The sequence below is a fragment of the Helicobacter sp. T3_23-1059 genome, assembly GCF_053654515.1.
Genome location: NZ_JBSIUV010000034.1, coordinates 1 through 24,315 on the forward strand (window position 1 = coordinate 1; position 24,315 = coordinate 24,315).

A 24,315-nucleotide genomic window follows, 5' to 3' on the forward strand; every position below is an offset into this window, starting at 1 on the left:
GAGAAAATATCTAAATTAAATGGCGAAATAGAGATTGATGAAAGTTATATTTCGGTGCTAGAAGAGTGAGAGGAAAAAGAGAGCGATGAGCTGGCAAAAAACTTCTGTTTTTTTTGCTTCGTTTCACTCACAACTGCAAGCAGAAAGTATGTTAAAGCGAAATAATTGTGTTTATACTCAAATCGTCAAAGGTTGCTCTGCTAGCGAATTATTGTCTATATTGCGCGATTGTAGTGATTTAGGATAATCTATAATTTATAGCGATTGTTGGGGGGCTTATGATGGTTTGGTGGATTATGGAGCTAAAGCACATTATCGAGTCAAACACTCAAAAAATGAGTTTGCAAAAGGCAAAAACCACATAAATGGCATTGAGAATGTTTTTGCTTCATTTCACTTGCAACTACAAGCAAAAGTGGTTATGTAAAACATAGATTAAGCAAATTTAAAGAAATCAAAAAAGATGGTTTCTTACTTCATTTGAAAGAAATAGAATTTAGATATAATACAAAAATCAAAGGACAAGATTTGTATAAAATCTTGCTGAAAATGATAAGAAATCAACCGCTTAAGTTGTCTTGAGCCAAAATAAATTATGTCTTTTTAGGCATTTTAGGTAAATTTTCATTGATAAAAGCATTAGTGATTTTATAGTCCGTATCAATACCATTAGGCAAATCTATTTTTAGTGTATTTGCTATGTTTTTTGCAAAATTTAGTTGTTTTTCGCTAGGTGGAAATGTTTTACCTGTGTTGCCTCCGTTACCATTATTTTTAGGTATTTTTTTTGCATTTTGATTGATAAATTCACTAGCGATTTTATAATCGCTTTCAAAACCTTGTGGTAAAGGAATATTTAGCTTTTCTGCGATATTTTTGCAAAAATCAATTTGCTTTTGGCTTGCTGGAAATTGTTTTTTCTCGCTGCTTCTTTCTTGTTTGTATGGCATAAAATCCATTTTAGAATGCACTTCTTTCATAAAATCGATATATTTTTTATTGCCCTCGCTAATTTCATCTAAGGTGTTCTCCATTTCTTTTGTAAAATTCAAGTCTAAAATCCACGCATTTTTATCGTTTTTAAAATGCGTGATAACGGATATTCCTAATGTGGTAGGAATAATCTCACGCTTTTTGTCTTTTGATATTTCTATATATTCTCTCTTTAGTAAGATTGGCAAAAAAGATGCGTATGTGCTAGGTCGTCCTATGCCTGTTTTTTCTAGCACTTCTATAAAATCTGATTCTAAATAGCGTCTTGGTGGATTTTTGTCAATTTGTTTTATACAAATTTCATCAATGCCAATTAAATCCCCCTCTTTATAAGGAAATAAGGATATTTCTTGCTCGTCTTCTTGGCTAGAATCTTTAGATTCTGTTTTATTAGAATATTCAAACACGCCTAAAAAACCTTTGTCAATGATTTTTTGAAACTTACTTTAAAATCCGTCATTTTTATTTTCAAAAACACGCTTGTTTTTTCATAAGTTGCGGGCTTACTTTGGCTTAAAATGGTATTTTGAAAAATTAAATCATATAGTTTTATCCCATCGCTATCTATCCCCTCTTTAGCGCAAATATTATTTAAATCCTCGTATTTGTGGCAATGTGTGATTCTTATTGCCTCGTGCGCTTCCGCTTGGGAATTTTTACCTGCGCTATATTCAGTATATTGATAAGTGTTTGGATAAATATTTGCATAAAAAGCCTTAGCCTCTTCTAAAAATTCTTTACTCAAAGATTCACTATCGGTGCGGATATAAGTGATTAAGCCTTTTTCAAATAAATTTTGTGCTAGTTTTTGGATTTTATCAGTAGGCAATCCTAATCTTTTGCTAGCTACTTTTAACAATTTGCTTGTAGTAAAGGGCTTTGGTGGGTTAGTTTTTGTGCTAGATTTATCGATTTTTGAAATAAGTCCTTGTTTAAGTGAGATAATTTCATCTAAAATTGCTTGTGCTTCTTGCTTTGTTGCAAATTTTATTTCTTTATCTTTTTGCTTATCGTTTTCATCTTGCGTTATTTTAATATGCTTAAAAAAGATTTTTTTGTCCTCAATATTACTTGAGGCTTGCAAAGCATATTCTTTTTTCTCATCATCACTCAAAGAATGAAATTTAGCGATTTCTTCTTCTCTATTTGTGATAAGTGATAATGCTGGTGTTTGCACTCTTCCTGCGCTTAATGGCTTATTGTAGCTTATGGCTTTTGTTAGTAAAGGACTTAGAATAAAACCTACCAAATTATCACAAATTCTCCTGCCTAAAAATGCTTGATAGTAGTTAAAATTTGTATTGCTAAATAATTTTGCCTCTTTTAATCCTTTTTTGATTCCGCTTTCGGTAATTTCGTGGAAATGTGAAAGAAAATGCAAAAAATAAAAATGCAAAAATAGAGTTAAAATCTAGCAAAAATGTGAAAAATAGCGGATTTTGGCAAAAAAAAAAAAACGATTTGGTAAAAAATTTGTGCTAAGATTTTGCGTTTTTAAGTGAAGCGTAGGCAAGTTTTGCAGTATGAAAATGGCACAATTTGCAAATATAAAATAACATAAAAAAAGGAGTCAAAATGACGCAGGCAGAGCAAATCAAAGCAGGCACAAGAGCAAACATAGTAACGCAGAATCTATCTAGCGCAACAATGCAAAAACTAGCTAAAAAAACACAAAAACTTTCTAGCGTAGCGGTGCAACAATTAGCTCAAAAAGTATCACAAAAAGCAACGCAAAAAGTAATTAGGGTAGGGCAGAATCTATCTAGCGTAGCGGTGCAAAATCTAGTTGGGGCAAGATTTAAGATTGTTGGAATTTTTGGGATATTTTTGTGCTTTTTTAGCGTAGCCACGCTAGAGGCAAAAATGCCACAAGAAGCAAAAGAGGCACAAGAATCCAAAGATTTGCAAGAATCTAAAACCTCGCAAGAATCCCAAAACCTAGAATCTAAAACAACAACTAACAAGCAAAATCTAGTAATTGATTTTGCAGATAGTATCAAAAAATATTATGAGGAATATGCGATTGAAGTTGGCATAAAAGGCGAGTGCAAAAATCACGCAAGTAGCCCCACAAAACCAAGCAATGCCTCAAAAACAAGCACCCCCGCAAAACAAGGCACAAAAGACACAAGCTATAAATCAAGTTTTACCTGCAAATATCCGCTAATAGATCCTTTTTCACGATTTGGGCTAAGTGAAATGAAAGATTTTTTTGCGATTAGCGATATGCAAACACGCGTGTCAATCCTAAATCAAAACGAGCTAAAAGACAGCGCAAAAGCCAAAATCATCTACACAAAAGATTTGACAACAAAATTAAGCAAGTTGCAAAGATTTTTCCCCAAAAATTTTACTAGCAACTCATATCAAAAGATTACAAATGAGGATTTTGAGGTTCGTGGTAATGGGGTCTTAAACACAAATGATGGCTTAAAATGGATAGTTGATATGACTTATGTTGTCTCTAGCCCCTACTTTAAGCAAAAGTCCCTAGCAGAAATACTATGGATAGTAAATGATTTTAGTTTGGATTCAAACGATGATGAAAAAGATGAAAAATGCAAAGAAGCATTGCGCGAAATAGGCACTAAAAAATCTATTTTTGAGGCAAAAATCACGGATTTGCCAAAAAATATTCAAGCGCAATGCAATGGCTTTATGGAGAATTTGGATTTTATGTCAAGTGTAAAAATCCAAATAAAAGAGCTAAAAATCTTGCTAGATTCTAAAAGTGTGCGCAATATCATCTATGAAGTGGTTGCAGATGAATACCAAAGAGATGGCAAAAAACTAACCCAACAAGAGTTTATCAACCAAGTAAAGCAAGCAAATGAAGCCTTGCATAATAATATCTCGCTATTTTCACTTGGCACAACCAAAGAAGAGAAAATGTTTAAAGAGTTTTTACTAAATCTTGCGGATAAAGTAACAAACGCCATCACGCAAAACAACAAAAATACGATGATAGGATTTTCTATCAAACATAGGCAGGGGCAAACTATCGATATTGGCAAATGGTTAAAAGTCGATGATAGAGAAGAGATTGAGTCTTTGATATGGAAAAATGTGTTTGATATGCAGTGGCAAGTCATCGATAAATAAAATAAACATATCGCTAAAATCCATACTAAAATCTAGCAAAACAAATGCGCGATATAGAAAAATGTGTAATATAAAAAATGCGTGCGCAACAATGTGGCAAGCAAAGATATGGCGAGCAAAAATGCGAGAAAAAGCTAGAAAAAAATGAGTAGAAAACTTATCGTTTTTAGCGGGGCTGGGCTAAGTGCGGATTCTGGGATAGCGACTTTTCGCGATAGTGATGGGCTGTGGGCAAACTATGATCCGATGGAAGTTTGTAATTTTCAAAATTGGGAGAAAAATTACGAGCTGGTGCATAGGTTTTATAACCTGCGTAGAGCGGAGCTAAGAAGCGTTAGCCCAAATGCTATGCACGAATTTTTGGCTAGCTTGCCAACATTTTTGGCGCAAGATTTAGCAAACAAAGATTTTAGAAGTGCTAGAAAATCTAGCACACAAGATATAGAGGTGGTGTATCTAACGCAAAATGTCGATGATTTGCTAGAGAGGGCGGGCGCAAAAAATGTCATTCACTTGCACGGGGAGCTAACCAAAATCATCTGTCCTAAATGCGGACATATCGTAGAAATCGGCTATGATGAGTTTGATTTATCTAGCGTGTGTCCTAAATGTGCTAACAAAAAGCTAAAACCAAAAATCGTGTTTTTTTATGAAAGCGCGCCATTGTATGAAGCAATGTATGCAGAATTTAGCTCGCTTGATAGGGGGGATTTGGTGCTAGTGGTGGGGACAAGTGGTAGCGTGATTCCTATCAGCTATATTTTAAGAAGCAATGAAAACATAGGCTATAAAATCCTAAATAATCTAGCCCCATCGCCACACATTGATGAGGGGATTTTTGATAGCGTGATTTATCAAAAAGCAATCAAGGCGATTCCACAAATTAGGCAAGAAATAAGCGCGTTTTTTGATAAAAGTTGATTTTAGATTTTGTAAGTGTGGTGGGGGGTAGTTACGGATTTTATGATTTTTAGCGTGTTTTTTAGGTGCTAAGTCTTTATGTCTAGCAAATGGTTTTCTAGCTCAAAAAGTGGTGCTACTTCGCTATCGACATAGACGCAAAAATCACAAATAATCCCCAAATCGCTTTTGTGTTTTTTTAGCAGAGTGGCGATTTTTTCGCTCATCACCCAAAATTGCGCTAATAAATTAGAATCGCTAGAATCTTTAGAATTTATTTTTTTAGATTTTGGCATTTGGCTAAAATTGCTTAAAACGCTAAAAATGCCTTTTATAGGACCAAGTGAGGGGAAAATGCCATAAAAATGCACTTCTTGTTTGCGCGATTTTTTGGTAGTCATTTGGAGTAAATGCTCTTTGTTTTCATCGCTTATCACAAGGCTAAGCACCCCTTGAGATAGGCAAAGTAGCGATTTTGATAGCTCGCTAAAATCTTTTTTATTTTCACACAATGCAAGTTCTTTTAGCAAAAATTCTTTTAGCTCATTTATAAAATCTTTTGGATTTTTTTGCAACTCTGCTAAATCGCTAAGACTAAATTTTAGTGGCGAATTTTGTAGATTTTCCATTATTTTTGGGTTTTTTATGAGATTGCTTAGGATTATTTGATTTGCCTCATTTTTTTGCATATTTGCCCAATAGCTTTTGCCAATCTCTAGCTTTATGGCGGAATTTGTGGCGATTTGACTTCTGCCAAGTTGCAATAAATATTCGCCATTTTTGCTCTGTGCTAGCACTTTTAAAAGCACGGGCAAGGAGGCGTTAAAATGTTTTGGATTGCTAGAATTGCCCGCATTTAAGGCAGAATCTAGCTTTGCAAGATTGCTAAGGGTTTGGAGGGGGTTTAGATTCATTGTTTGGATTTTGCCTTGCTTTTTTAGGATTTGGTAGATTTTATGCTAGCGCGGACAAAACTAAGGATCTGATATGATATGGCAAGCTTAGATTTTTTGCCTAAAAATTCTATGTCTTGTTTGCTAGCCAATGCCCTAGAATCTAGCAAATAAAAGCTATTAAAATCCGCTCCAAAAGGGCTAAAATCTTTGCCATTTTTTGCGTCATTTTCTAGGACATTTAGACATACGCACGCGCATTCTTTGCCACCTTTTTTGCTAGGTAGTAGCATTTTTTTAGCGTTTGTGATTGCATCTTGCAAAGTGTTTTTTTTATCAATACTTTCAGCCTTAAATCCTATTTTGTAGATTTTGTTGCTATCAATGCTTGCTAAAATATCTTGCGTGGCGCATAAATCTAGTGTTAGGTTTGGTAGGGTTGATTTTTTGATTTTATAGTTTTTGGGGGATTTTGGTGCGTAATCACACAATGCCGCTGCCATAAATAGCACGGGTTTTTTGCTTTTTAGTGTTTTATTTTTTGGCGATTTTTGGTCGCTAGATTTTGCGTTGCTAGAATCTATGGTTTGTAGGCAAGAATCTATCGCGCTTTTGTAGTCGTCATTGTTATTTGCGCTTAGGCATTGTATCTCTTGTGGCAAAAAGCCATCGATTTTAGAGGATATTAGCGTTACTTTTGCACCTAGCGTGTAGGCTGCTTTTGCAAGTGCGATTGCTTGCTTGCCACTTGAATAGTTGCTTATAGCGCGCACGGAGTCAATCTGCGCGCTTGCACCACCGCCTGTGATGATGACTTCTCTGCTTTTCCAAAAATTACATTCTTGCCAAAAATTATTGTTTTGCCACAAATGATTTTTTTGCCCAAAGCCACTTTGTGAAATATCGTTGCAAAATCGCGCTTCAAAACTCGCTATTTCAAAACTCGCTCTAAGTGTGCGAAAAATCATCTCTTCTACTTCTGCTAAAGCCCCCACTCCATAGGTATTGCACGCTAGTAGGGCTTTTTTTGGTGGGATTATTTCAACGCCAAAATCTTGCAAGATTTTAAGCGCGTTTTGCACTTGATGGGAGTCAAACATTTGGGTATTCATAGCAGGTGCAAGCAGGATTTTTGTCTCATTTTTATTTATCGCTAGTAGGGTTTGAGTGATTAGGTTATCTGCGATTCCATAGGCGATTTTTGAGATAGTATTTGCTGTTGCAGGGGCGATTATGACAATGTCTGCCCATTTTGCGTATTGTATGTGGTTTATAGATTTTGGTTTATTAAAATCAAAAACGCTAGATTTTGTATCGCTAGGATTTATGTCGCTAAAATCTATATTATTTTTTGCCAAATCTACCCAACTCTCTGTGTCTTTATGCAAGACTTCATTATGGCTTAGGGCTTCAAAACTAAGGGGGGAGATAAATCTTTTTGCCCCTTTACTCATCACAACAGCGATATTTGCCCCTAGTTTTTTTAGCCCGCTTAGTAGCTCTAATGCCTTAAAAGCTGCGATAGAGCCACTCACACAAAGCAAAATATTCACTTTATATAGCGGGTGCGTATCGGGATTTTCTTTTGACATTTTATCGGGCATTTTATCGCTTGATTTAGATAGCATTTTTTCTCCATTAGTTTTTGTAATATTGGGTTTTGTGAGAGAATTTTAGCATTCTTTATTCTTAATAGAGTATGATTTTATTTGCAATTACGATTCCATTTTATTTTACAAAAAGGCATTGGCTAGATGATAAAAATGACATATCGCCAAAAACTGCGCAAAATCACGCGTATCGCATTGCCATCAGGGGCAAGTTCCTTGCTAGACATTATCATAATGGCGTTAGGAATGGTGTTTATGGGGCATTTTGGGCAAGAACACATTGTGGCAGTTTCGATTGCTATGCAGTTTATGATGATGTTTTTTGCAATCAATGCAGTTTTTTACATTGGCACAAATGCCCAGATTTCTAGGTTTTTTGGGGCTAGGGATTCGCAAAGCGCGTCTATGGTTTTTTTTACACTTTTTTTGTGTTGTGCGATTTGTGGGATTCCACTTGTGTGCGTGGCATTTGTGAGCGCGGATTGGTTTATAGCGTGGTTTGATTTGAGTGAAAAATCTAGCACACTTACCAAACAATTTTTAAATATTGCGATTTTTACTATCCCTGCAATGCTTCTAAAAAATCTCATAACTGCCGCGTTTGCTGCTATGGGAAATACGCTTAGCGTGTTTATCATACGCATTTTTAGCACGATTTTTTGCGTGGTAAGCAACTATTTTTTGATATTTGAAGTGCGTGTAGAGATTTTTGGCGAAGTTTATCAACTAGGCGCAGGGCTAGGAATCATAGGCGCAGCACTTGCAAGCGTGCTTACAGGGTATTTGGAGCTATTTTTATCAGTCTTGCTTGCCTGCAAAAAAGGCAAATTTTTTACGCAACGATTTGGAATCGTTTGGAAATATTTTTATATCGCGCTAAAGATTGGGATTCCCACAGGCATAGAGCGGTTTTTGACACTTGGCTCGCTTGTGCTTACTACGCGCTTTATCGCTAGTTTTGGGGATATTGCCGTAGCTGGCTCACAGATTGGCTCGCGCATAGAATCTTTTGCGTTTATGCCCGGATTTGGCTTTATGGTGGCGGCTATGTCGCTCACAGGGCAAAATCTAGGAGCAAATCGCGTGTGGTTGGCAGAGGATTTGAATAAAACGATTTTGCAAATCTCTAGCGTTGTGATGGGGATTTTGGGCGTTTTTATGGCGGTATTTGCGCTACCTTTAAGCAAAATTTTTTATGATGATAGCGCGGTCATCGAAGTGGCAAAATGGTATTTGTGGGCAGTGGGACTTAGTCAAATCCCGCTTATTTGGGTGTTTGTGCTTGATGGAGTTTTGCGCGGAGCTGGGATAACAAAACGAAGCCTTGTGATAAATGCGACAAGCATTTGGCTTTTTCGCATAGCTCCTATGTGGATAGGGATAGAATGCGGGCTTGGGATATGGTGGGTGTTTGTGCTGATTTTTGTAGAGACATATATAAGGGCTGGGCTTTTTTATGTGGTGTATGCTAGAGGTAGCTGGAAACGGGCGGGGAAAGAGTTGTTTTAGGTTTTGGTTTTGTATTGTTTTTGATTTTGGCTAGATTGTGGATTTTGGGTATTTTTTGGGGTGTTGATTGTTGATTTTATTTATGTGGCGGTGTTTATTCGCGCACGATGATAGGTGCAAGGCTATTTGTTTTGGCAAAATCTTGTGCCTCCGCTTCGCTACTAAAGCCCTGCACAAACACGCGATACAAATCATTATCCTCTTTTATGAAAACATTATAATCTTGCGTAATTTCTTCAAATTTTTGCTTGGTGGATTCTGCTCCCGCTTTTTGCCTAAATACGCCTACTTGGAGTGAAAAAACCCCACCTGCAACGGCTTGTTTTGTCTCGCCCACTTCAAATTCATCTTGTATCGCTTCATTTGCGATATTGAGAGAGTTTTGGTAGTTTTTATCTACTTTGCCACCAAATCCTATCACTTCTAGACGCACTTTTGCTGTGCCGTGTTTTATCATATCGATGTCTTTTGCGGCGACATTTGAGAGGTCGATTATGCGTCCTTCTACAAATGGTCCTCTGTCATTTATGCGCACTATGGTTGTTTTGCCATTTTCTTTATTTAGCACTTTTACAATCGTATTCATAGGGAGCGTCTTGCTAGCGGCGGTGTGGGCGTGCATATTGTAAGTTTCGCCATTTGAAGTTTTTTTTGCGTGAAAATTTGGTCCATACCAGCTTGCTATGCCATCAAAAGTTTCGCTTATTTTGACTTTTGTGGGGTAATACCATTTGCCAGCGATTTGGTAGGGTCTCATCGTGGCACGCTGTATGGCATCTGATTCTCTCATACCATACATTAGCGATGCGCCAGCCCCACTAAAAGAATCAATAGGCGCGTTGCTTGCATTGAAATTTTGCTCAAAAAGTTTGCCAAAACTCGTGTTTTTTGCTCGATTAGAAAAATCTCTGCCAAAGGCTTTTTCAAGTCGTTCATTTTCAAATACTTGATGCGCAAAATGCCCTGATTTACCCACAGAGCGATAGCTTGCCAATGCTTCATAGTCTTTAAAAGCACCAAGCCCGCCACGATATACGCTTTCATTTGCGCAACCTGTAAAAAATAATGTGCTAGCAAATATCGCTGATATAAATAGCGTGATTAGATTTTGGTGTGAGTGGTGGGAGGTTTTTTTAGCGTTAGAAGTGGAGGTTTTGGGGTGTTTAGATGCGTTTGCAGAATCTATGCTGTTTTTTTTACTATGTATTTGCGTGGGAGGAAAAAGCATAGATTCTTTGTGTTATTTTATATGTTTTTATGGTGTATCGCCACTATTTTTGCGCGATTTTATCACTAGAAGCAAGAGGGACAAGAAGTCTTTGATTTGCTGTGATTCTAGGTTTTTCGCTTAGATTGTTGGTGGATTTTAGAGTGGCTACGGTAATGCCATATCGTTTTGCGATACTTGCTAGATTTTCGCCTTTTTTGACTCTGTGAAACATAAATTGCGCGATTTTTGCATTGTCTTGGTCAAAATTTTGCTTAAAAAACGCGAGTTTATCATAGGGCAGGTATATGGAGTATTCTTGTTGATTTGGTGGTAAGAAATGATAAATAATGTGTCGGTTATATTTTTTGATGTCTTCTATGTCCATTCCCGCACCTGCTGCGATAGATTCTAGCATTGTACCGCCTTTGACTTGCACTTCGGCTAGCGTATCCATAGCACCGCGATTTAGCAGATATTCTCTATCAGAATCACGCATTTTTTGTAAGTTGCCAAAAGCAAGCGACATACTTAAAATCGTGCGAATATAGTTTCGCGTCTCGGCGGGCAGGTATTTTGCTTTTTCATCAAGCAAGACATTTAAGTCCTTTGTGCCAGCTTTTGCGATGGCTTTGTTTAGCCGTCCTAGCCCGCAGTTATAAGCCATTGCAGCTAGATACCATTCGCCTGTGGCTTGATATAGGTATTGTAGGTAGCGGATTGCAGCTTTTGTGCTTTTTATCGGGTCGCGCCTCTCATCTACATAATCATTGATGATAAGTCCCATATCTCGCGCTGTAAAGCTCATAAACTGCCAAATGCCACTTGCTTTTTTGCGACTGTATGCTTTGGAAGAAAAGCCAGATTCTGCCATCGCTAGAAACAAAAACTCTTGTGGGATTCCACCTTTAGCAATCATTGAGCGGATAATAGGTATAAACTCATAGCTTGAGTCAAACTGCTGGACAAATCTCGCCCATCGTTTATCATCGCTTTGTGAATGCAAAATCGTATTTGTTTTTAGGCTTGCTAAAAATTCCTCGCTAACCCCAAAAGAATTAAGCGTAGAAATGCTTTTATTATCGGGGCTAAAGCCACCATTTGTGGTGCTTAAAAATCTCTCGCTTGGCGTGGTGTTTGTTGTGGGTTGTATAAATGGTAGGGTATTTTGGGGATTTGTCGCATTTGTAGTGGTAAGAGGATTTTGGTTTTCTGTGGGTGCTATGTTGGATTGCGCGCTGTTTTGGGTGTTTGTGGTAGAATCTAGCGAGGTAGATTCTATATTTTGCAAGTTTTGTTGAGAATCTTGGTTTTTTAGATTTTGGTTATTTATCGCGGTGTCTAGGTTATTTGATAGATTATTTTGCAGAGAATCTATCGCAGGATTTTCGCCGTTATTGCTGTTTGGGTCTATGCCGAAATTTATATAGCTTGGTTGCTCGCCAGAATCGTTAGAATCCAATAACAAATTTTGGCTAGAATCTAGCACGCCACTCCGCAAAGCATTGCTAGAAAACACATCAACAGCATTGCTTGCATTTAGCGCGTTTATAGCACTTAGACTCAATGCACCTACACTTACAAAAATCCCTTTTAGTAAAAAATTTGATATTTTCACCGATATTCTCCTCTAGGCTACTAGCCTTTAATGTGATGCCCAAAAACAAATCTAGCATTATAGTTGATTTTTGCTATTTTTTAGTAAAAATTAAATAAATTTTGCGCATTTTGTGTCGTTAGGCTCGCTATTTTCTCTGCTTCAATCCCTAGAATCTCCCCCATACGCGCACAAATAAGCGGTATGTATTCAGGGCTGTTGCGCTCACCACGATAAGGGTGAGGGGTGAGATATGGCGCATCTGTTTCTAGTAGCAATCGATTTTGCGGTATAAGAGGCAGGACTTCAAGCAATCTTCTAGCGTTTTTAAAAGTCGCAACCCCACCGATTCCATAATAAAATCTTTCACTTAATCCTAGCAGGATTCTATCAGCATTGTAGCAGTGCAAAACCCCCCGCGCTTGCTTGTATGAGGACAAAATCTTATAAGCATCATTGCTTGCTTCACGGATATGAACAATAAGTGGCAAATCTTTTTCAATCGCTAGCTCTATTTGCTCGATAAAAAGGGCTTTTTGCGCAAGTTTTATCGCTTTTATTTGCTCCATTTTTTTGTCTGCTTCATTTTGTGAGTCCTCCTGCGCTATTTTTGGCAGATAATAATAATCTAGCCCACATTCCCCGATAGCCTTGCATTTTGACTCATCGATAAAACGGCTAAGACTTTCCCTAAAATCCGCTTCTTTGTCAATATCGCAAGGGTGCAATCCGTACGCAAAATATACCCCCTCATATTTATCACTAATGTGCTTTGCTTTTGACAAAGTGTGCGGGCTTGCAGCGGGGATTAGGATTTCTCGCACGCCAAGCGCGTAAGCATTGCTTATCACCAAGTCCAAATCGCTATCATATCGCGTATCATCTAAATGACAATGTGTATCAATAAAGTGCATTTTTATCCTTTAATCATTCTAAAATAAGTAAAAATCTCTAAATTTTGTTAAAATTCTAGCAAAAATTTCACTAGCAAAAAACTTCAAAATCATAGCAAAATCTATGAAAATATGTTTATTTTAAGTTTATAAGGATTTTAGATGTTTAGCGGACTTGTGCGCGAAATAGGGGAGATTAAGAGTTTTAAAAATGATATTTTGCGTGTGAAATGCACCCACAAAGCCCAAATCGGAGATTCTATCGCGGTAAATGGAATGTGCCTAACCGTGATAGGGCTACATAGCGATGGATTTTCTCTAGAGATTTCTAAGCATTCCCAAAATCTAGTCGCGCTTGAAAATTACAAAAATACCGTGCATATCGAGCCTGCGTTGAGGGCGGATTCTAGGCTTGATGGGCATTTTGTGCAGGGGCATATTGATTGCATTGGCGTGATAAAAAGCATTGTCCCAAAGGCAAATGCGACTATGTTTGAAATCGCTCTGCCTTATGAAAAAATAGAAATGATTATCCCGCAAGGCTCAGTCTGCATAGATGGCGTAAGCCTTACGATTGCAAGTGTGGGAGCGGATTTACGCCCAAATCAACACCACGCACAAAATGCCAAACAAGAAGCGATTTTTTGCCTAAGCATTATCCCGCATACTTTGCAAAACACGCTTTTTTGCACTTATAAAGTCGGCAGGCGAGTCAATATCGAAACTGATATGCTTGTCCGCTCTATCGTGCATATTTTACACAACAAAATCCAAAGCAATGCGCAAAATAGCGCGACTTGGAGCGAGCTAGATTCTATCGCGCTAAGGTATTAAAGCACAAAACCTAACACAAAATCTACAAGGCACAAAATGCAAAAAAAATTTCGCAACTATCAACATAGCCAAAATCTATCAAACACAAAAGCCGCCGCACTTGCATATAATGAAAAACAAGACATAGCACCAAAAGTCCTAGCAAGCGGTAAAGGCGAGGTGGCAAAAAAGATTATCCAAAAGGCAAAGGAGTTTGAGATTCCGCTTTTTGCAAATGAGGAGCTAGTCAATATGCTTTTGGAAGTAGAGGTTGATGAAAATATCCCTGTGGAGCTATATAGCGCGGTTGTGGAGGCATTTATATGGCTACATAATATCGAGCAAAAAGCCCAAATTAGCCAAAATCAATAGCCCAAAATTACAAGCAACACCGCACAAGCAACACTGCGTATGTAAAATAAACAAAAAAGGCATAAAATAAGTGAAAAAAAATGTTTTGATTTCTTTTTTTATTGGTATGAAAAACGCATTTAGCGCATTTGTGGCAGGTTTTATTTTTGTGCTAAATGCTAGTTTTTTTAGCGGTTGCGCGTTTTTGGATTTTAACAAATCTGCTAGGCTAAGCGGATATGAGCAAACAAGGCAAAATCTAGCCATAACTTCTAGCCACACAAAAACAGCCACTTCTACAAAAACAGCCACAAAATCAATTACAAAATCTAGCCAAAATAATGAGCAAAAGGATTCTACAAACTCCACAAATGTAGCCACGCAAGGCACACAAACCACGCTAGGAGCGGGCGTATTGGCAGAATCTGGGTTGGTGGATTTGGATAATACAAAAGATTTTGCGCAAAGCATTCAATCTAAAGAGGATTTTATCCTTAGCGAGCTGTATAAACAGCAAGAATCTTGGGCTAGCACGCCATATCGCTCAGGTGGGATAAAGCGTGAGGGTGCGGATTGTAGCGGGTTTGTGATGGTGGTTTTTGATGAGAGTTTTTCTCTGCAACTTCCTAGAATCACGCTAAACCAAATGGCGCAGGGCGAAAAAATCGCTGGCAGACACATAGGTAGCAAAAAATTACGCCCTGCAGATTTGCTGTTTTTTCGCACTGGTAGGGGAGCGCACGGCTATCATGTGGGGATTTATCTACAAAATGGCGATTTTATGCATCTATCTACAAAAGGCGGGGCAAAGATTGTGAATATTTCAAATAAATATTGGAAAGATAGGCTTAGAAAAGTCGTGCGCTATGAGATTCCATAATATTTTATAGCGCATAGATTTTCATTTGGTTTTGTCAAAGCAAAATCAATGGTTATTTCTTTGCAAAAATGCAAATCCAAAACCTGTCATAATCCTATTTAAAAGATGAGAAAGTAAAATGTATGAGGCAAATATAGCATTATGGGCGAAAATCGTTAATTTTTTGGGATATGTGGCGCACGAGCTTGGCTTTGTCGTTATAAAAATTTTCTTTTTTATGGGAAGCGGAACTATGGAGATTTTGGCTTTAATTTTTTTGCTATTTTTCGTTGTCGCTGGGGCTTGGACGCTTTATACGCAAGGGCGAAGCGCAAAAATCTTACTTGGCATTTTTTGGGTCTTTTGGCTTTGCATTTTTGACTACGCGCTGTTTGAGACATTTTTAGCAATTCCGCTTAAAGGGCTAGATTTAAGGGACTTTTTTGCCCTTACATTTGCGATAATGCTTTGTATCGTGGGTTTGGCAAGTCTTATTTTGCATAAAAAATTCCCAAATTTTTGGCTTTTTTATCCTTATGTGTGCTTTTTTATCGGCATCGCGGTGCTTAATATTTTGTCATTTTTTAGCGAAGCACCACGCGACAAAGGCACTTATGTCGATGATGATGAAATCTATCTCTGGCGCACGCTATCAGGGCTTTTTGTGGCATTAAGTTTGGCAGGACTTTACACACTTTTTAAACGCAAAAAACTTATATGCACACTTATTTTTGTAGCGATTTGTGTGCTATGGGCGTGGAGTTTTGTGCATTTTAGCACTTAAAATTTTACATTTTTATAAATGCCTTTTTAAGATTCATTAAATCAAATTTTGTATATACTTCTATCAAAAATACATATAAAAAGGTGCGAAAATGCTAGCAAAGGTTTTCAAAATTGGCAATTCTATGGCGATTCGCATTCCAAAGGGCGTGGATTTGGCAAATATCCGTGCATTTGAAGTGCAAAAATTAGGCGAAAATATCTTGCTAAAACCCACAAATAACGGCGATTCGTGGAGTGGATTTTTTGAAGCGGTGGCTCAGTTTCGGGGCAAAATAGAGATTACAAACGATGACAAACCACAAGGTAGGGACTTTGGCAAAATATTTACTTGATACAAATATCTTAACTTATTTGATAAACCACAATCCGCCAAAAGTCTTTGAAAAAATCGCCACGATGGAGGTTAGCGACTTGGCGACTTGTTCTATTGTCGCAAGTGAGCTATTTTTTGGCGTGGAGAAGTCTAAATTTAAGGCACACAACGTAAAAGCGTTAAATCAAATGTTGGATTTGCTTGTGATTTATGACTTTGGGTTAAAAGAGGCGCGAATCTATGCGAAGATTCTGGCAAATTTGGATAGCAGTGGGCAACTATCGGCAATATGGACATGCCAATTTTTGCGGTGGCTTTGGTAAATGAGCTAATTTTAGTAACGAATAATGAGCGCGAATTTACGCGAATTGTAGGACTTAAAGTCCAAAATTGGACGCTGTGATTTTATGTAAAAATTTTTGGCTCAACCCAACTTAAGCGGTTGATTTCTTATCATTTTTAGCAAGATTTTATACAAATCTTGCTTTTGTATTTTGACATTTCAATGCTACTGCTAGCCTTATATCTAAATTCTGTTTCTTTTAAATGAAGCAAAAAATTCTCTTTTTTGATTCATTTAATTTAGTAAGTCTATGCTCTGCATAGCCACTTTTGCTTGTAGTTGCAAGTAAAATGAAGCAAAAACATTTTCAATGCCATTTATATGATTTTTACCTAACGCAAACTCATTTTTGCTATGTTTGACTCGATAATGTGCTTTTGCACCACTGCTTGCAGTTGTAAGCGTAATCGAAGCAAAAAATCCACTAGCCCATCATAAGCCCTCCAATCATCATACAATTTTGCACTATAAAATTCTGTCTCACTCATATTGCTTAAATTCTGTATTATAGGCAAAAGCTCATCTGCCAAGCAATGCTTTACAATTTGGGTATAAACACAATTATTTCGTTTTAGCATACCTTCTGCTTGCAGTTGTAAGTCAAATAAAGCAAAAACACAGGTGTTTTTTTACCTGCTCCTTAAGTCTCTTTTGCCTCTTACTCTTTTAGCGCCCAAAATCTATATCAAAAGATTGCTTTCATCAACTTCAATTTCACATTGCATTTTAGAAGTTTTCTCATATTCTTTGGCGATTAAAATGCGGATTTGATTGATGATTTTATTGACACTTTGACGAGAAATGTTGCTTAATTTTGCAATTTTAACAGCCTCAATATCAAGACTTCTTGCAAAAGCTACAAGCGTAAGCGAAGTAGAAACATATTTAAGAATCTTTTTTTAAATCTATCTTGTTTTTGATTCTCTTAGCCTCTTAAATTCTTGCAAAGTTTTTTATTATGTGGTGATATACTTGTTTTTCATCGTGTAAATCATAACTTAAAGCTCATTTGTGTAATTTTTAAGCTTAAAAAGAGAATCCTTTTAATTTTTGGATTTTGGCATTTTATAATAAGTTAGGTCAAAAGTAGCATTACGATTCAAAATCTAATCCTTTATTCAAGTATTTGCACTGCATATAGCCTTGAAATATGCGTAATTTTTCTGGGTTTCTCATATATGTTTTGTTGTATTCATTATCAAATTTTGGACATTCTGTTTCTTTATTAAGGCAAGTGTTAATTCTTAAAATATCCACCTTGCACCATTCGTCATTTAATATATCTAAAACCAAAATATTATAATCAAATAATGAATCATTTAAAAACACCACTTTGCCTAATTTATCTTTATATTTTTTGTAATATTTACTTTGAAAAAACCTTTGTAATTGTAATTTTTGATTTGCCCTTATTGCGGAACTTTCACTTGTTTTATCAAAAGAATACCCTGCAATATTATAATCTTGGATAGCTAGTTTAACTATTTCATTATCATCTTTTATTTGTGGAGAACTCCGCAAAGAAGCAAAAATATTATCATTGTGTGATTGTAGCATTGTCTCGTAGAGAAGTTTAATTGCTCTATCATCAATGTCACTAAATTCATCTTCAATTTGTAAATAAAGGGACAATATTTGAGAATCTAAATTTGAGCTAAAACTTTCTGTGTAAAGAAAATCTAGCGTTGGTTTGGATAAATCATTCCAAGCCTCTTCATAAGGCAATTCACCTACGCTATTTTTTAATATTTCTTTGATATGCAGAATTGTTGCAGTAGGAAAATATAAAGGAAAATCATATTCTAATGCAAACTCCCTTCCGCTAGGATTGAAAAATTTGCTAATCTGTAAATTGCTAAAAGTTACCTCCACAGGCACAATAATGCTACCTAAATGTCTATGAAAAAACGGGTGATATTTTTATCCTAATGATAATAAAGTTGCATAATTTATATCATAGGGGATTGTTGTGTTAGGCTCTGATTCATAAGGGCTAATTTGAATGTTAATATTTTTTCCAAACAAATATAGCCAATCGATATGATTAAACATATCTTTTATTTCTCGTGGCATATCATCATTAGATTCATAAAAATCATCATTTTGAACCATAGATTCAACCCATTTGTCATTTAACACAAGCATACTATTTTTATCTGGCACAAAAAATAAATGAAGCATTTTGCTATGTTTTATCTCGTTGTTCCAATAGATTTTTAGCATTCCTTTTTGAGTAAAAGTTTGTCGCGTATATTTTTTAGCAAATGCTTCGTGGCTAGATTCGTCATTATCATAATCAAAAAAATATGTGCGAAAAATCATTTGATTCTCCTAATTATATTTTTCAAGTTAAACAATAACGCCCAAATGCCAAATTCTATAAAAAATAACATACTAGGCACAGCCCATTCATAAAAAAACATACTTATAGTCTCAAAACGCCAACTAAGAATCACACACCAAATCAAACTCAATGTATTAACAAGCAGTTTTGCCCTAAAAGGTGTAGCGTTAAATACCACACAGCCTATCATTAAGCCTAAATAAAATTTTAGCATAATTGCAAGATAAAAATTATGTGTGAGATAATAATCAGAGTTAAAAATTTCAGGCTCATCAAAACTAAAATAATATCCCTCCATAATAATATCAATATATAAATCTCTACACAAAAAATAAATAACAGTAAAACATATCGTATATAGATAATTTACATATTTAAATGCTATATACATATTTTGGATATATGCAAAAAAGCGTAAGATAAGTAGTGCCAAAACAATCGATAATGGTAAAACAATGTAAAATATTGGTTGGGAGTAGTTATAAAGGAATGTATTCATTGTCGTAATATCCTTTTCTTTCTTTTTGTTGTAACTCTATTCCGTAATCAATCCCTTTTTGATTGGCTACTATATCTGCATAACTAAAACCATATCCAAAAAACATATCTTTTATTTCATTTAATATTCCGATATCTTTTACGCTTCTAGCCTCGCCTGTAGAATAAACTAATCTAGCACTTTCCAAAAAATGCAAGACTTTATCTGTTCCATTTTCGTCATTATCATATTTTGGCACATAGCTTTCATACAAATGAAAAATAGCTATACCACCCTCTTTACTTGCACCATTTTCTTTGCTATACATAAAATATCTAAGATTTTTAAAAGTTTTCATTAAGTCGTTTTCAAAGTTTGCATTTTCTAGCATATACCTCCCAAATTCTACATAATAATCTTTCGGAAAATTATCTTTATAAATTTTATAATCAGCGATGAGTTTATCTAAAGCTACATAAATCAATGGATTTTTACTCATATCTTTGCGATTGATAATATCAATAGTGGATAGGGCAATTTTTCTACAATCTTTTTTCTTTATTATTTGGTTTGTATCGCTCCAAGACTTTAGTATTCTTGCTATATTATTGGTGCTGTCTTGCTTAATAAGATCCAATAATCCTATCTCAATATCATTTAAATTAAATTTTATGGGATAGATTTCGCCTTTTTGTTTATTTAATGCATATATTGTTGCTTGTGATTGGTTTGCTTGCTCTGCCTTATCAAACTCATTTTTTACCACCACCATAATATGATTTGTTGCGTTAGGCATATTTCCAAATGTTTGTTTAAAATTTTTATCATTAAAAGTATTTTGCAATGTTTTTATGATAGAAATGCCTCTCTCTAGTTGATTCTTTCCTCCAATTTTTTCTTCTAATAATAAACAGCCCCTTGAATTTGGAGGATTTTTCCCACTATGAATCAAAATCGCCCTATCTTGTGATAAATAATCATTATATAATTTTAGCACATTACTTTTATAGTTTTCACTTGAAGTATGCCAAGCTACGCTGTATCTGCCCTCTGGGATTCGCAATTCTAAATCAGGCGTAATGCAATCAGGTCCGCTTCGCTCTAGCACATAGGCCTTGCTTGTTTTATTTTTATTGCTATTCTCAAACTCCCATTTATTTCCATCTATACACATACTAAATTCTGCTTTTGTGGATTGTGTGGTTTGTGATACACGCTTTATGTGTATTATGATTCGTTTTTTATACATTATCTTTAAGGGAATTGCTGAATCTATTTTAAGATTTTTAAGTAATTCTATAAAATCTAAAAAATTATTGCCCAAATTGATGTTGCCATTTTCTAGAGAAAATTTTGCATTGTTAATCGTGCCAACTGCTTTATGACATTCTTTGGTTTCATAAATATATAACGAAGTCGCGTTGGAATTATTATCTAGTTTTACAAAAAAATTGCCCTCTTTAATGACTTGTTTTGCATTTTGCAATCTCGTATCATAGTGAAAATACTCATTGTTAATGTGTTTAATGCGCAATCTATCTTGCATTTGTGCGTTGCTAGTAGCCTTGCCACTTCTTGCACTCCATACGCAATGTTTGTTTTTATGATAAAACAATCTTTCATTTTCATAAAAAGCTAAATGTTCTCCATCAAACAATAAAGAAAAACTATTTTGGATAATTTTTAGCTCAACACGATAGATTCGCTCCACTCTTTCTTTTGTGTCGGTTGTTTTGTCTGTGTTGATATTGATAATATTTGCATACATTACTTCATCTGCATCGCCTATGTAGGCAAAAATACGGATTCTTTTAGCATTTTTTCTCTCACTTGGTTTAAGCATTGAGAGATTAAAATAAATATTTGTCCCTTGTTGCTTATTTATAAATTGAAGATTTTTAGCTACTTGTTTAACTTTTAGTCGCGTATGTATATCGCTATTTAACACTTGATAATACCACTGAATTTTATCTAAATCTTGCAGTGCGATTGTTTGATCTTCTGCAAGATTTCTTTGATAATAAGTTGTTTTGTTTTTGTCGGTAGATTCTTTTTTTTCACCACCATTTTTATTTTTATCAAAATCATACAAAAAAGCTTGTATTCGTAGCGTTTGTCTCTCATCAATGCTCCAAACTTCATCTTGCCACTCATCTATAAACGATTCAAAAGAATTATCCATAGTTATAGGTTCATTGTTTGTTTTGTAGGCTTTCAATACACCTATAATGGCGTTTTCTTGTTGTTTTTTGTTGAAATAAAGTGTTGCAGGACATTTTTTATAATTATTAGGGGTTAAAATCTTGTTTGTGATACATCTAGTTGTTCTTTGTTTTGAATCTACCTCTTTTGACAAATAATATGGACTTTTATTATAATCATTGTCGTTTATAAGCGTAACGCTAAAAAAGTCTCCTCTCTCATTGTGTGGAATCTCAAATATAACTTCGCCATTTGCAGTTGTGATTTTAGATTCATAGCGTTGTTTAGAATCTATGTTTGTGATTTGAATCTCTTTGTTTTTTAGGGGAGTTAGCAAATCATAATCTTTGATGATGAGTTTAAATGGGAATGTATCTTGTGTGTCCATATTGCTTGCCTGTTGTTTGGTGTTATTATGTGTGGGTATAACTTGAATGATTTTGGTTTGTGTGTTTTTGTTTTGGTTATATTAGTTGTTTTAACTATTTGAATCCTTTTGTGGTTGTTTTAGTTGCTTGAATTTGTTTGTGTTGCTTGTGCTTCTTGAATCGTTTGTGCTATTTGAATTATTGAGATTATCGAAATTATCTAAATCATTTGATTTATTTGAATCTATACCTTATTTAAATTTACATTACAGGTTATTTTTATTATTTAGGTTATGTTAGATAAATTGCTTTTATTTAACCTTATTTAATTTGTTTCTTTGTTTTGTTGTTTTGTTTATATGGCAGGTTTATTTTGTTTGTATCGTAGGCTTATTGAAAATTTAGCTATTTTATCAAAATAGTTTTATGATTATTCTAACTTTAAATCTAGTTTTTGCATCATTTCTTTGCTCCAGCCTTTTGGAGGGTTTGTGATGCTAGGATAGATTCTAGGGAAAAATTCGATATATACGCTTTTGTTATCGCTTAATTCAAAATAGTATTTGCCTAGTGGGGAGGGTGTGATTTTGCTTGCTTGTTCTATTTGGCTTTCACTCATATCATATATTTCATATTCTTGGATTTGGCTTATTGGTTGGTTTGGGGAGGTAAAAGAGAGTGAATTACGCCATTTGGTATGATAATGCCCCTTTTCATCAGTTGGAATATAATTTTGAGCTTCTAAGTTAAAAAAGCCATATTCCCAGCCACTGTGAGAGCTAGCGCGTATTTCATCTTTTAACTCTTTGGATAAATCGCTATGATATGTAGCACTAATATAATTTCTTAGTTTGTAAAACAAATATTTCGACTGCTCATATTGTGATATTTTCTCATCATCTATATAGCTAGCTATATTAAATAACATATTGTTTTTTTCTGCAAGGTATCCTTGATAATAACGAATTGTATAATTTCTCAAACTCCACACTAAATACGCATAAAACAACTCATCATATAATAAGATTTTATGATTTGGTTGATTGGTTTTAGCTAGAAAATCAAGGGTGATTAAATCAAGCATATTATTGCGGATAATCTCGCTAGTGTCGATATATCGCTTTATCATAGATTCTGGCAAAACCCCTTTTTGTGTTAGATTTTCAAAAAGACTATTATGCAAATGATATGCTTTAATGCCGTGATTTTTATTTATAGATTCTATGTAGTTTGCGATAAATTCTGTGTTTTCTTGGTGTAATTGTGTGAAATATGAGATGATTTGCTCTTTTGTTAAAGTAATATTTGCTTTGCTATTTTTGCAAAGTGTTTTTACATTATTAGCGTTGTATATAATGTATTTACCCCTATTTGCACTATATTGTGCTTGAGGTGGAACATATTTTTTATTTATCTCATCAAGCCATAAGGGATTGATTTTATCCACCTCATTAGCGATATTTACTATGTTTGAGGGGATAAATTTTGGAACTAAAATGCCTTGTTTATTTTTCTTAAAAATAATTTTACCAAGATATAAGCCTACTTTATGGTCTAATATTTGGTATTCATCATTTGGACACCAATTATCAATAGCATTTATATTTGTGTTGATTCCCAAATATATTTCTTTATCGGATCGATTGCGCAAGAAGTCGTTGTGGATTTTTGGATTCCGCACCATTTTTGTTTTCATTATTTTACTCCCGCTTTTTGTCTAAAATTCCAAGCTACCACCCTAGAATCTCTCTCGCTTGGTTGGATATAATATATGGGAGAATCGCTATTTGCACTATATTTTATCCCTTGTTGGCACACAGATTCTGCAAAAATATCAAAAATAGCGCATTCTTTATCATAAGCGTCAAAGATTTGATTATGGTTTTTAGAAATATAAAAAGCGTTATTATGATAAATCAATTTTGCTACGCTACTTTTTGCAAGTTTGTGTTCTTGCGCTTTCTCAAAAATATACCACATATAAAAATGTCTAAATTCGTGTATTATCGTATCAATAAAATCAATCAAGTCATTTTTATCAGTGCTATCTGGCTTATCAACACTGATAGTATTGGTATTCTCATCATAAGCACCAAAATTGCCATCCCCTGGATTGGTATCAATCTTTGGTCTAAATTTTTTTTCTATGTTTAATTCATTACAAATATCATTGATAAAGTCTGTGATAAGCTGTTGCCAATCTATATCTACTTTGCTGTATAAACATATATTTTCAAATTCTTGCTTATAGTTTCTTGCATTTGGTTTTATAGAATTGCATAAACCACATATATATACTATTGATATTTTATTTATAAAATAATATCTATCCCACACATACACTTCATTATCACTTGTTATATTGTTGATAAAATCCTCATTCCCCAAATCAAATCTATAATAAATATAAGCGATTTTGCAAGCAATTTGTGGATATTTTTTGTAAAAATCCCTTAAAATAAAATCACCACCTAAAATTTTTGACCTTTCTTGTTTATCTCTCTCAAATTGTTTGTATGCTATTTTTAAAAACCACACTGCTTCATCTACACTATAAATATGCTCTAATTGATTCCAAACTGCTATATCATTGCTATTTATTGCTTGATTGTATAGATTATGTTGTGTAGTGTTTTCATTACCTCGACTAGATTCCCTCACTTCATCATCATTTCCTATGCCTACTTCAAAGTTTAGATTAAACTTTATATGCGCAGTATTGTTATCAAAGTGATTTATGCTTGAGGCATAAAC

20 protein-coding genes and 3 pseudogenes are annotated in these 24,315 nt (G+C 34.9%); 10 read left to right on the forward strand and 13 right to left on the reverse strand.

Features of this window, described 5'->3' with window-relative positions; all coding sequences use genetic code 11:
- Window positions 1-582: pseudogene (locus ACWIX0_RS09400) on the forward strand (IS1595 family transposase); the annotation flags it as partial.
- An 11-nt stretch (window positions 583-593) separates the two neighbouring features.
- Here the strand turns inward: ACWIX0_RS09400 and ACWIX0_RS09405 are convergent.
- A pseudogene (locus ACWIX0_RS09405) lies at window positions 594-2,389 on the reverse strand (type IA DNA topoisomerase).
- Window positions 2,390-2,568: 179 nt separating this feature from the next.
- Between ACWIX0_RS09405 and ACWIX0_RS09410 the strand changes: the two are divergent.
- Together ACWIX0_RS09410 and ACWIX0_RS09415 are read left to right on the forward strand one after the other, a co-directional pair.
- Window positions 2,569-4,095, forward strand: a complete 1,527-nt coding sequence (locus tag ACWIX0_RS09410) for a hypothetical protein (RefSeq protein ID WP_454173753.1) — start codon at window positions 2,569-2,571, stop codon at window positions 4,093-4,095.
- A gap of 144 nt (window positions 4,096-4,239) precedes the next feature.
- The gene (locus ACWIX0_RS09415; RefSeq protein ID WP_454173754.1) at window positions 4,240-5,016 is read left to right on the forward strand and encodes an SIR2 family NAD-dependent protein deacylase; all 777 of its coding nucleotides are present in this window, start codon (window positions 4,240-4,242) and stop codon (window positions 5,014-5,016) included.
- Between the two features lie 68 nt (window positions 5,017-5,084).
- On the opposite strand, the gene ACWIX0_RS09420 is transcribed toward ACWIX0_RS09415, so the two are convergent.
- Window positions 5,085-5,909 (reverse strand): hypothetical protein, encoded by an 825-nt coding sequence (locus ACWIX0_RS09420; RefSeq protein WP_454173755.1) that lies wholly within the window; start codon window positions 5,907-5,909, stop codon window positions 5,085-5,087.
- Between the two features lie 23 nt (window positions 5,910-5,932).
- On the reverse strand, window positions 5,933-7,480 hold the full coding sequence (locus ACWIX0_RS09425) for a phosphopantothenoylcysteine decarboxylase domain-containing protein (protein ID WP_454173772.1): 1,548 nt from the start codon (window positions 7,478-7,480) through the stop codon (window positions 5,933-5,935).
- A 162-nt stretch (window positions 7,481-7,642) separates the two neighbouring features.
- Between ACWIX0_RS09425 and ACWIX0_RS09430 the strand changes: the two genes are divergently transcribed.
- On the forward strand, window positions 7,643-9,007 hold the full coding sequence (locus ACWIX0_RS09430) for an MATE family efflux transporter (RefSeq protein ID WP_454173756.1): 1,365 nt from the start codon (window positions 7,643-7,645) through the stop codon (window positions 9,005-9,007).
- Window positions 9,008-9,101: 94 nt separating this feature from the next.
- On the opposite strand, the gene ACWIX0_RS09435 is transcribed toward ACWIX0_RS09430, so the two are convergent.
- The 3 genes from ACWIX0_RS09435 to ACWIX0_RS09445 all read right to left on the reverse strand — a co-directional run bounded on the left by ACWIX0_RS09435 (window position 9,102) and on the right by ACWIX0_RS09445 (window position 12,725).
- A complete protein-coding gene (locus tag ACWIX0_RS09435) occupies window positions 9,102-10,235 on the reverse strand; it encodes a septal ring lytic transglycosylase RlpA family protein (protein WP_454173757.1) in 1,134 nt (377 codons plus the stop codon).
- 43 nt (window positions 10,236-10,278) lie between these two features.
- On the reverse strand, window positions 10,279-11,832 hold the full coding sequence (locus tag ACWIX0_RS09440) for a transglycosylase SLT domain-containing protein (protein ID WP_454173758.1): 1,554 nt from the start codon (window positions 11,830-11,832) through the stop codon (window positions 10,279-10,281).
- 80 nt (window positions 11,833-11,912) lie between these two features.
- Window positions 11,913-12,725, reverse strand: a complete 813-nt coding sequence (locus tag ACWIX0_RS09445) for a TatD family hydrolase (protein ID WP_454173759.1) — start codon at window positions 12,723-12,725, stop codon at window positions 11,913-11,915.
- A gap of 141 nt (window positions 12,726-12,866) precedes the next feature.
- Between ACWIX0_RS09445 and ribE the strand changes: the two genes are divergently transcribed.
- The 6 genes from ribE to ACWIX0_RS09475 all read left to right on the forward strand — a co-directional run bounded on the left by ribE (window position 12,867) and on the right by ACWIX0_RS09475 (window position 16,149).
- On the forward strand, window positions 12,867-13,538 hold the full coding sequence (gene ribE, locus ACWIX0_RS09450) for a riboflavin synthase (RefSeq protein WP_454173760.1): 672 nt from the start codon (window positions 12,867-12,869) through the stop codon (window positions 13,536-13,538).
- Window positions 13,539-13,574: 36 nt separating this feature from the next.
- A complete protein-coding gene (locus tag ACWIX0_RS09455) occupies window positions 13,575-13,889 on the forward strand; it encodes an EscU/YscU/HrcU family type III secretion system export apparatus switch protein (RefSeq protein WP_454173761.1) in 315 nt (104 codons plus the stop codon).
- Between the two features lie 70 nt (window positions 13,890-13,959).
- Window positions 13,960-14,748, forward strand: coding sequence for an NlpC/P60 family protein (locus ACWIX0_RS09460; protein ID WP_454173762.1), 789 nt, complete (start codon window positions 13,960-13,962; stop codon window positions 14,746-14,748).
- A 118-nt stretch (window positions 14,749-14,866) separates the two neighbouring features.
- On the forward strand, window positions 14,867-15,511 hold the full coding sequence (locus tag ACWIX0_RS09465; protein WP_454173763.1) for a hypothetical protein: 645 nt from the start codon (window positions 14,867-14,869) through the stop codon (window positions 15,509-15,511).
- Window positions 15,512-15,602: 91 nt separating this feature from the next.
- Entirely contained in the window at window positions 15,603-15,845 is a 243-nt protein-coding gene (locus ACWIX0_RS09470) for an antitoxin (protein ID WP_454173764.1), read from the forward strand.
- Entirely contained in the window at window positions 15,802-16,149 is a 348-nt protein-coding gene (locus ACWIX0_RS09475) for a type II toxin-antitoxin system VapC family toxin (protein ID WP_454173765.1), read from the forward strand. Before ACWIX0_RS09470 ends, ACWIX0_RS09475 begins: the two co-directional genes overlap by 44 nt.
- A 101-nt stretch (window positions 16,150-16,250) precedes the next feature.
- Here ACWIX0_RS09475 and ACWIX0_RS09480 read toward each other — a convergent pair.
- The 7 genes and pseudogenes from ACWIX0_RS09480 to ACWIX0_RS09510 form a co-directional block, all read right to left on the reverse strand.
- A pseudogene (locus ACWIX0_RS09480) lies at window positions 16,251-17,008 on the reverse strand (hypothetical protein); the annotation flags it as partial.
- Window positions 17,009-17,261: 253 nt separating this feature from the next.
- Entirely contained in the window at window positions 17,262-18,047 is a 786-nt protein-coding gene (locus tag ACWIX0_RS09485; protein ID WP_454173766.1) for a hypothetical protein, read from the reverse strand.
- A gap of 42 nt (window positions 18,048-18,089) precedes the next feature.
- Entirely contained in the window at window positions 18,090-18,491 is a 402-nt protein-coding gene (locus ACWIX0_RS09490; protein WP_454173767.1) for a hypothetical protein, read from the reverse strand.
- Window positions 18,488-19,012: a hypothetical protein gene (locus ACWIX0_RS09495; RefSeq protein ID WP_454173768.1), complete on the reverse strand. Its 525-nt coding sequence runs from the start codon at window positions 19,010-19,012 to the stop codon at window positions 18,488-18,490. The genes ACWIX0_RS09490 and ACWIX0_RS09495 overlap by 4 nt, the downstream gene beginning before the upstream one ends.
- Window positions 18,993-21,581: a DUF5675 family protein gene (locus ACWIX0_RS09500; RefSeq protein WP_454173769.1), complete on the reverse strand. Its 2,589-nt coding sequence runs from the start codon at window positions 21,579-21,581 to the stop codon at window positions 18,993-18,995. The genes ACWIX0_RS09495 and ACWIX0_RS09500 overlap by 20 nt, the downstream gene beginning before the upstream one ends.
- 410 nt (window positions 21,582-21,991) lie before the next feature.
- The gene (locus tag ACWIX0_RS09505; RefSeq protein ID WP_454173770.1) at window positions 21,992-23,257 is read right to left on the reverse strand and encodes a hypothetical protein; all 1,266 of its coding nucleotides are present in this window, start codon (window positions 23,255-23,257) and stop codon (window positions 21,992-21,994) included.
- On the reverse strand, window positions 23,257-24,315 hold a 1,059-nt coding region (locus ACWIX0_RS09510), incomplete at its 5' end, for a hypothetical protein (protein WP_454173771.1). The genes ACWIX0_RS09510 and ACWIX0_RS09505, both read right to left, overlap by 1 nt.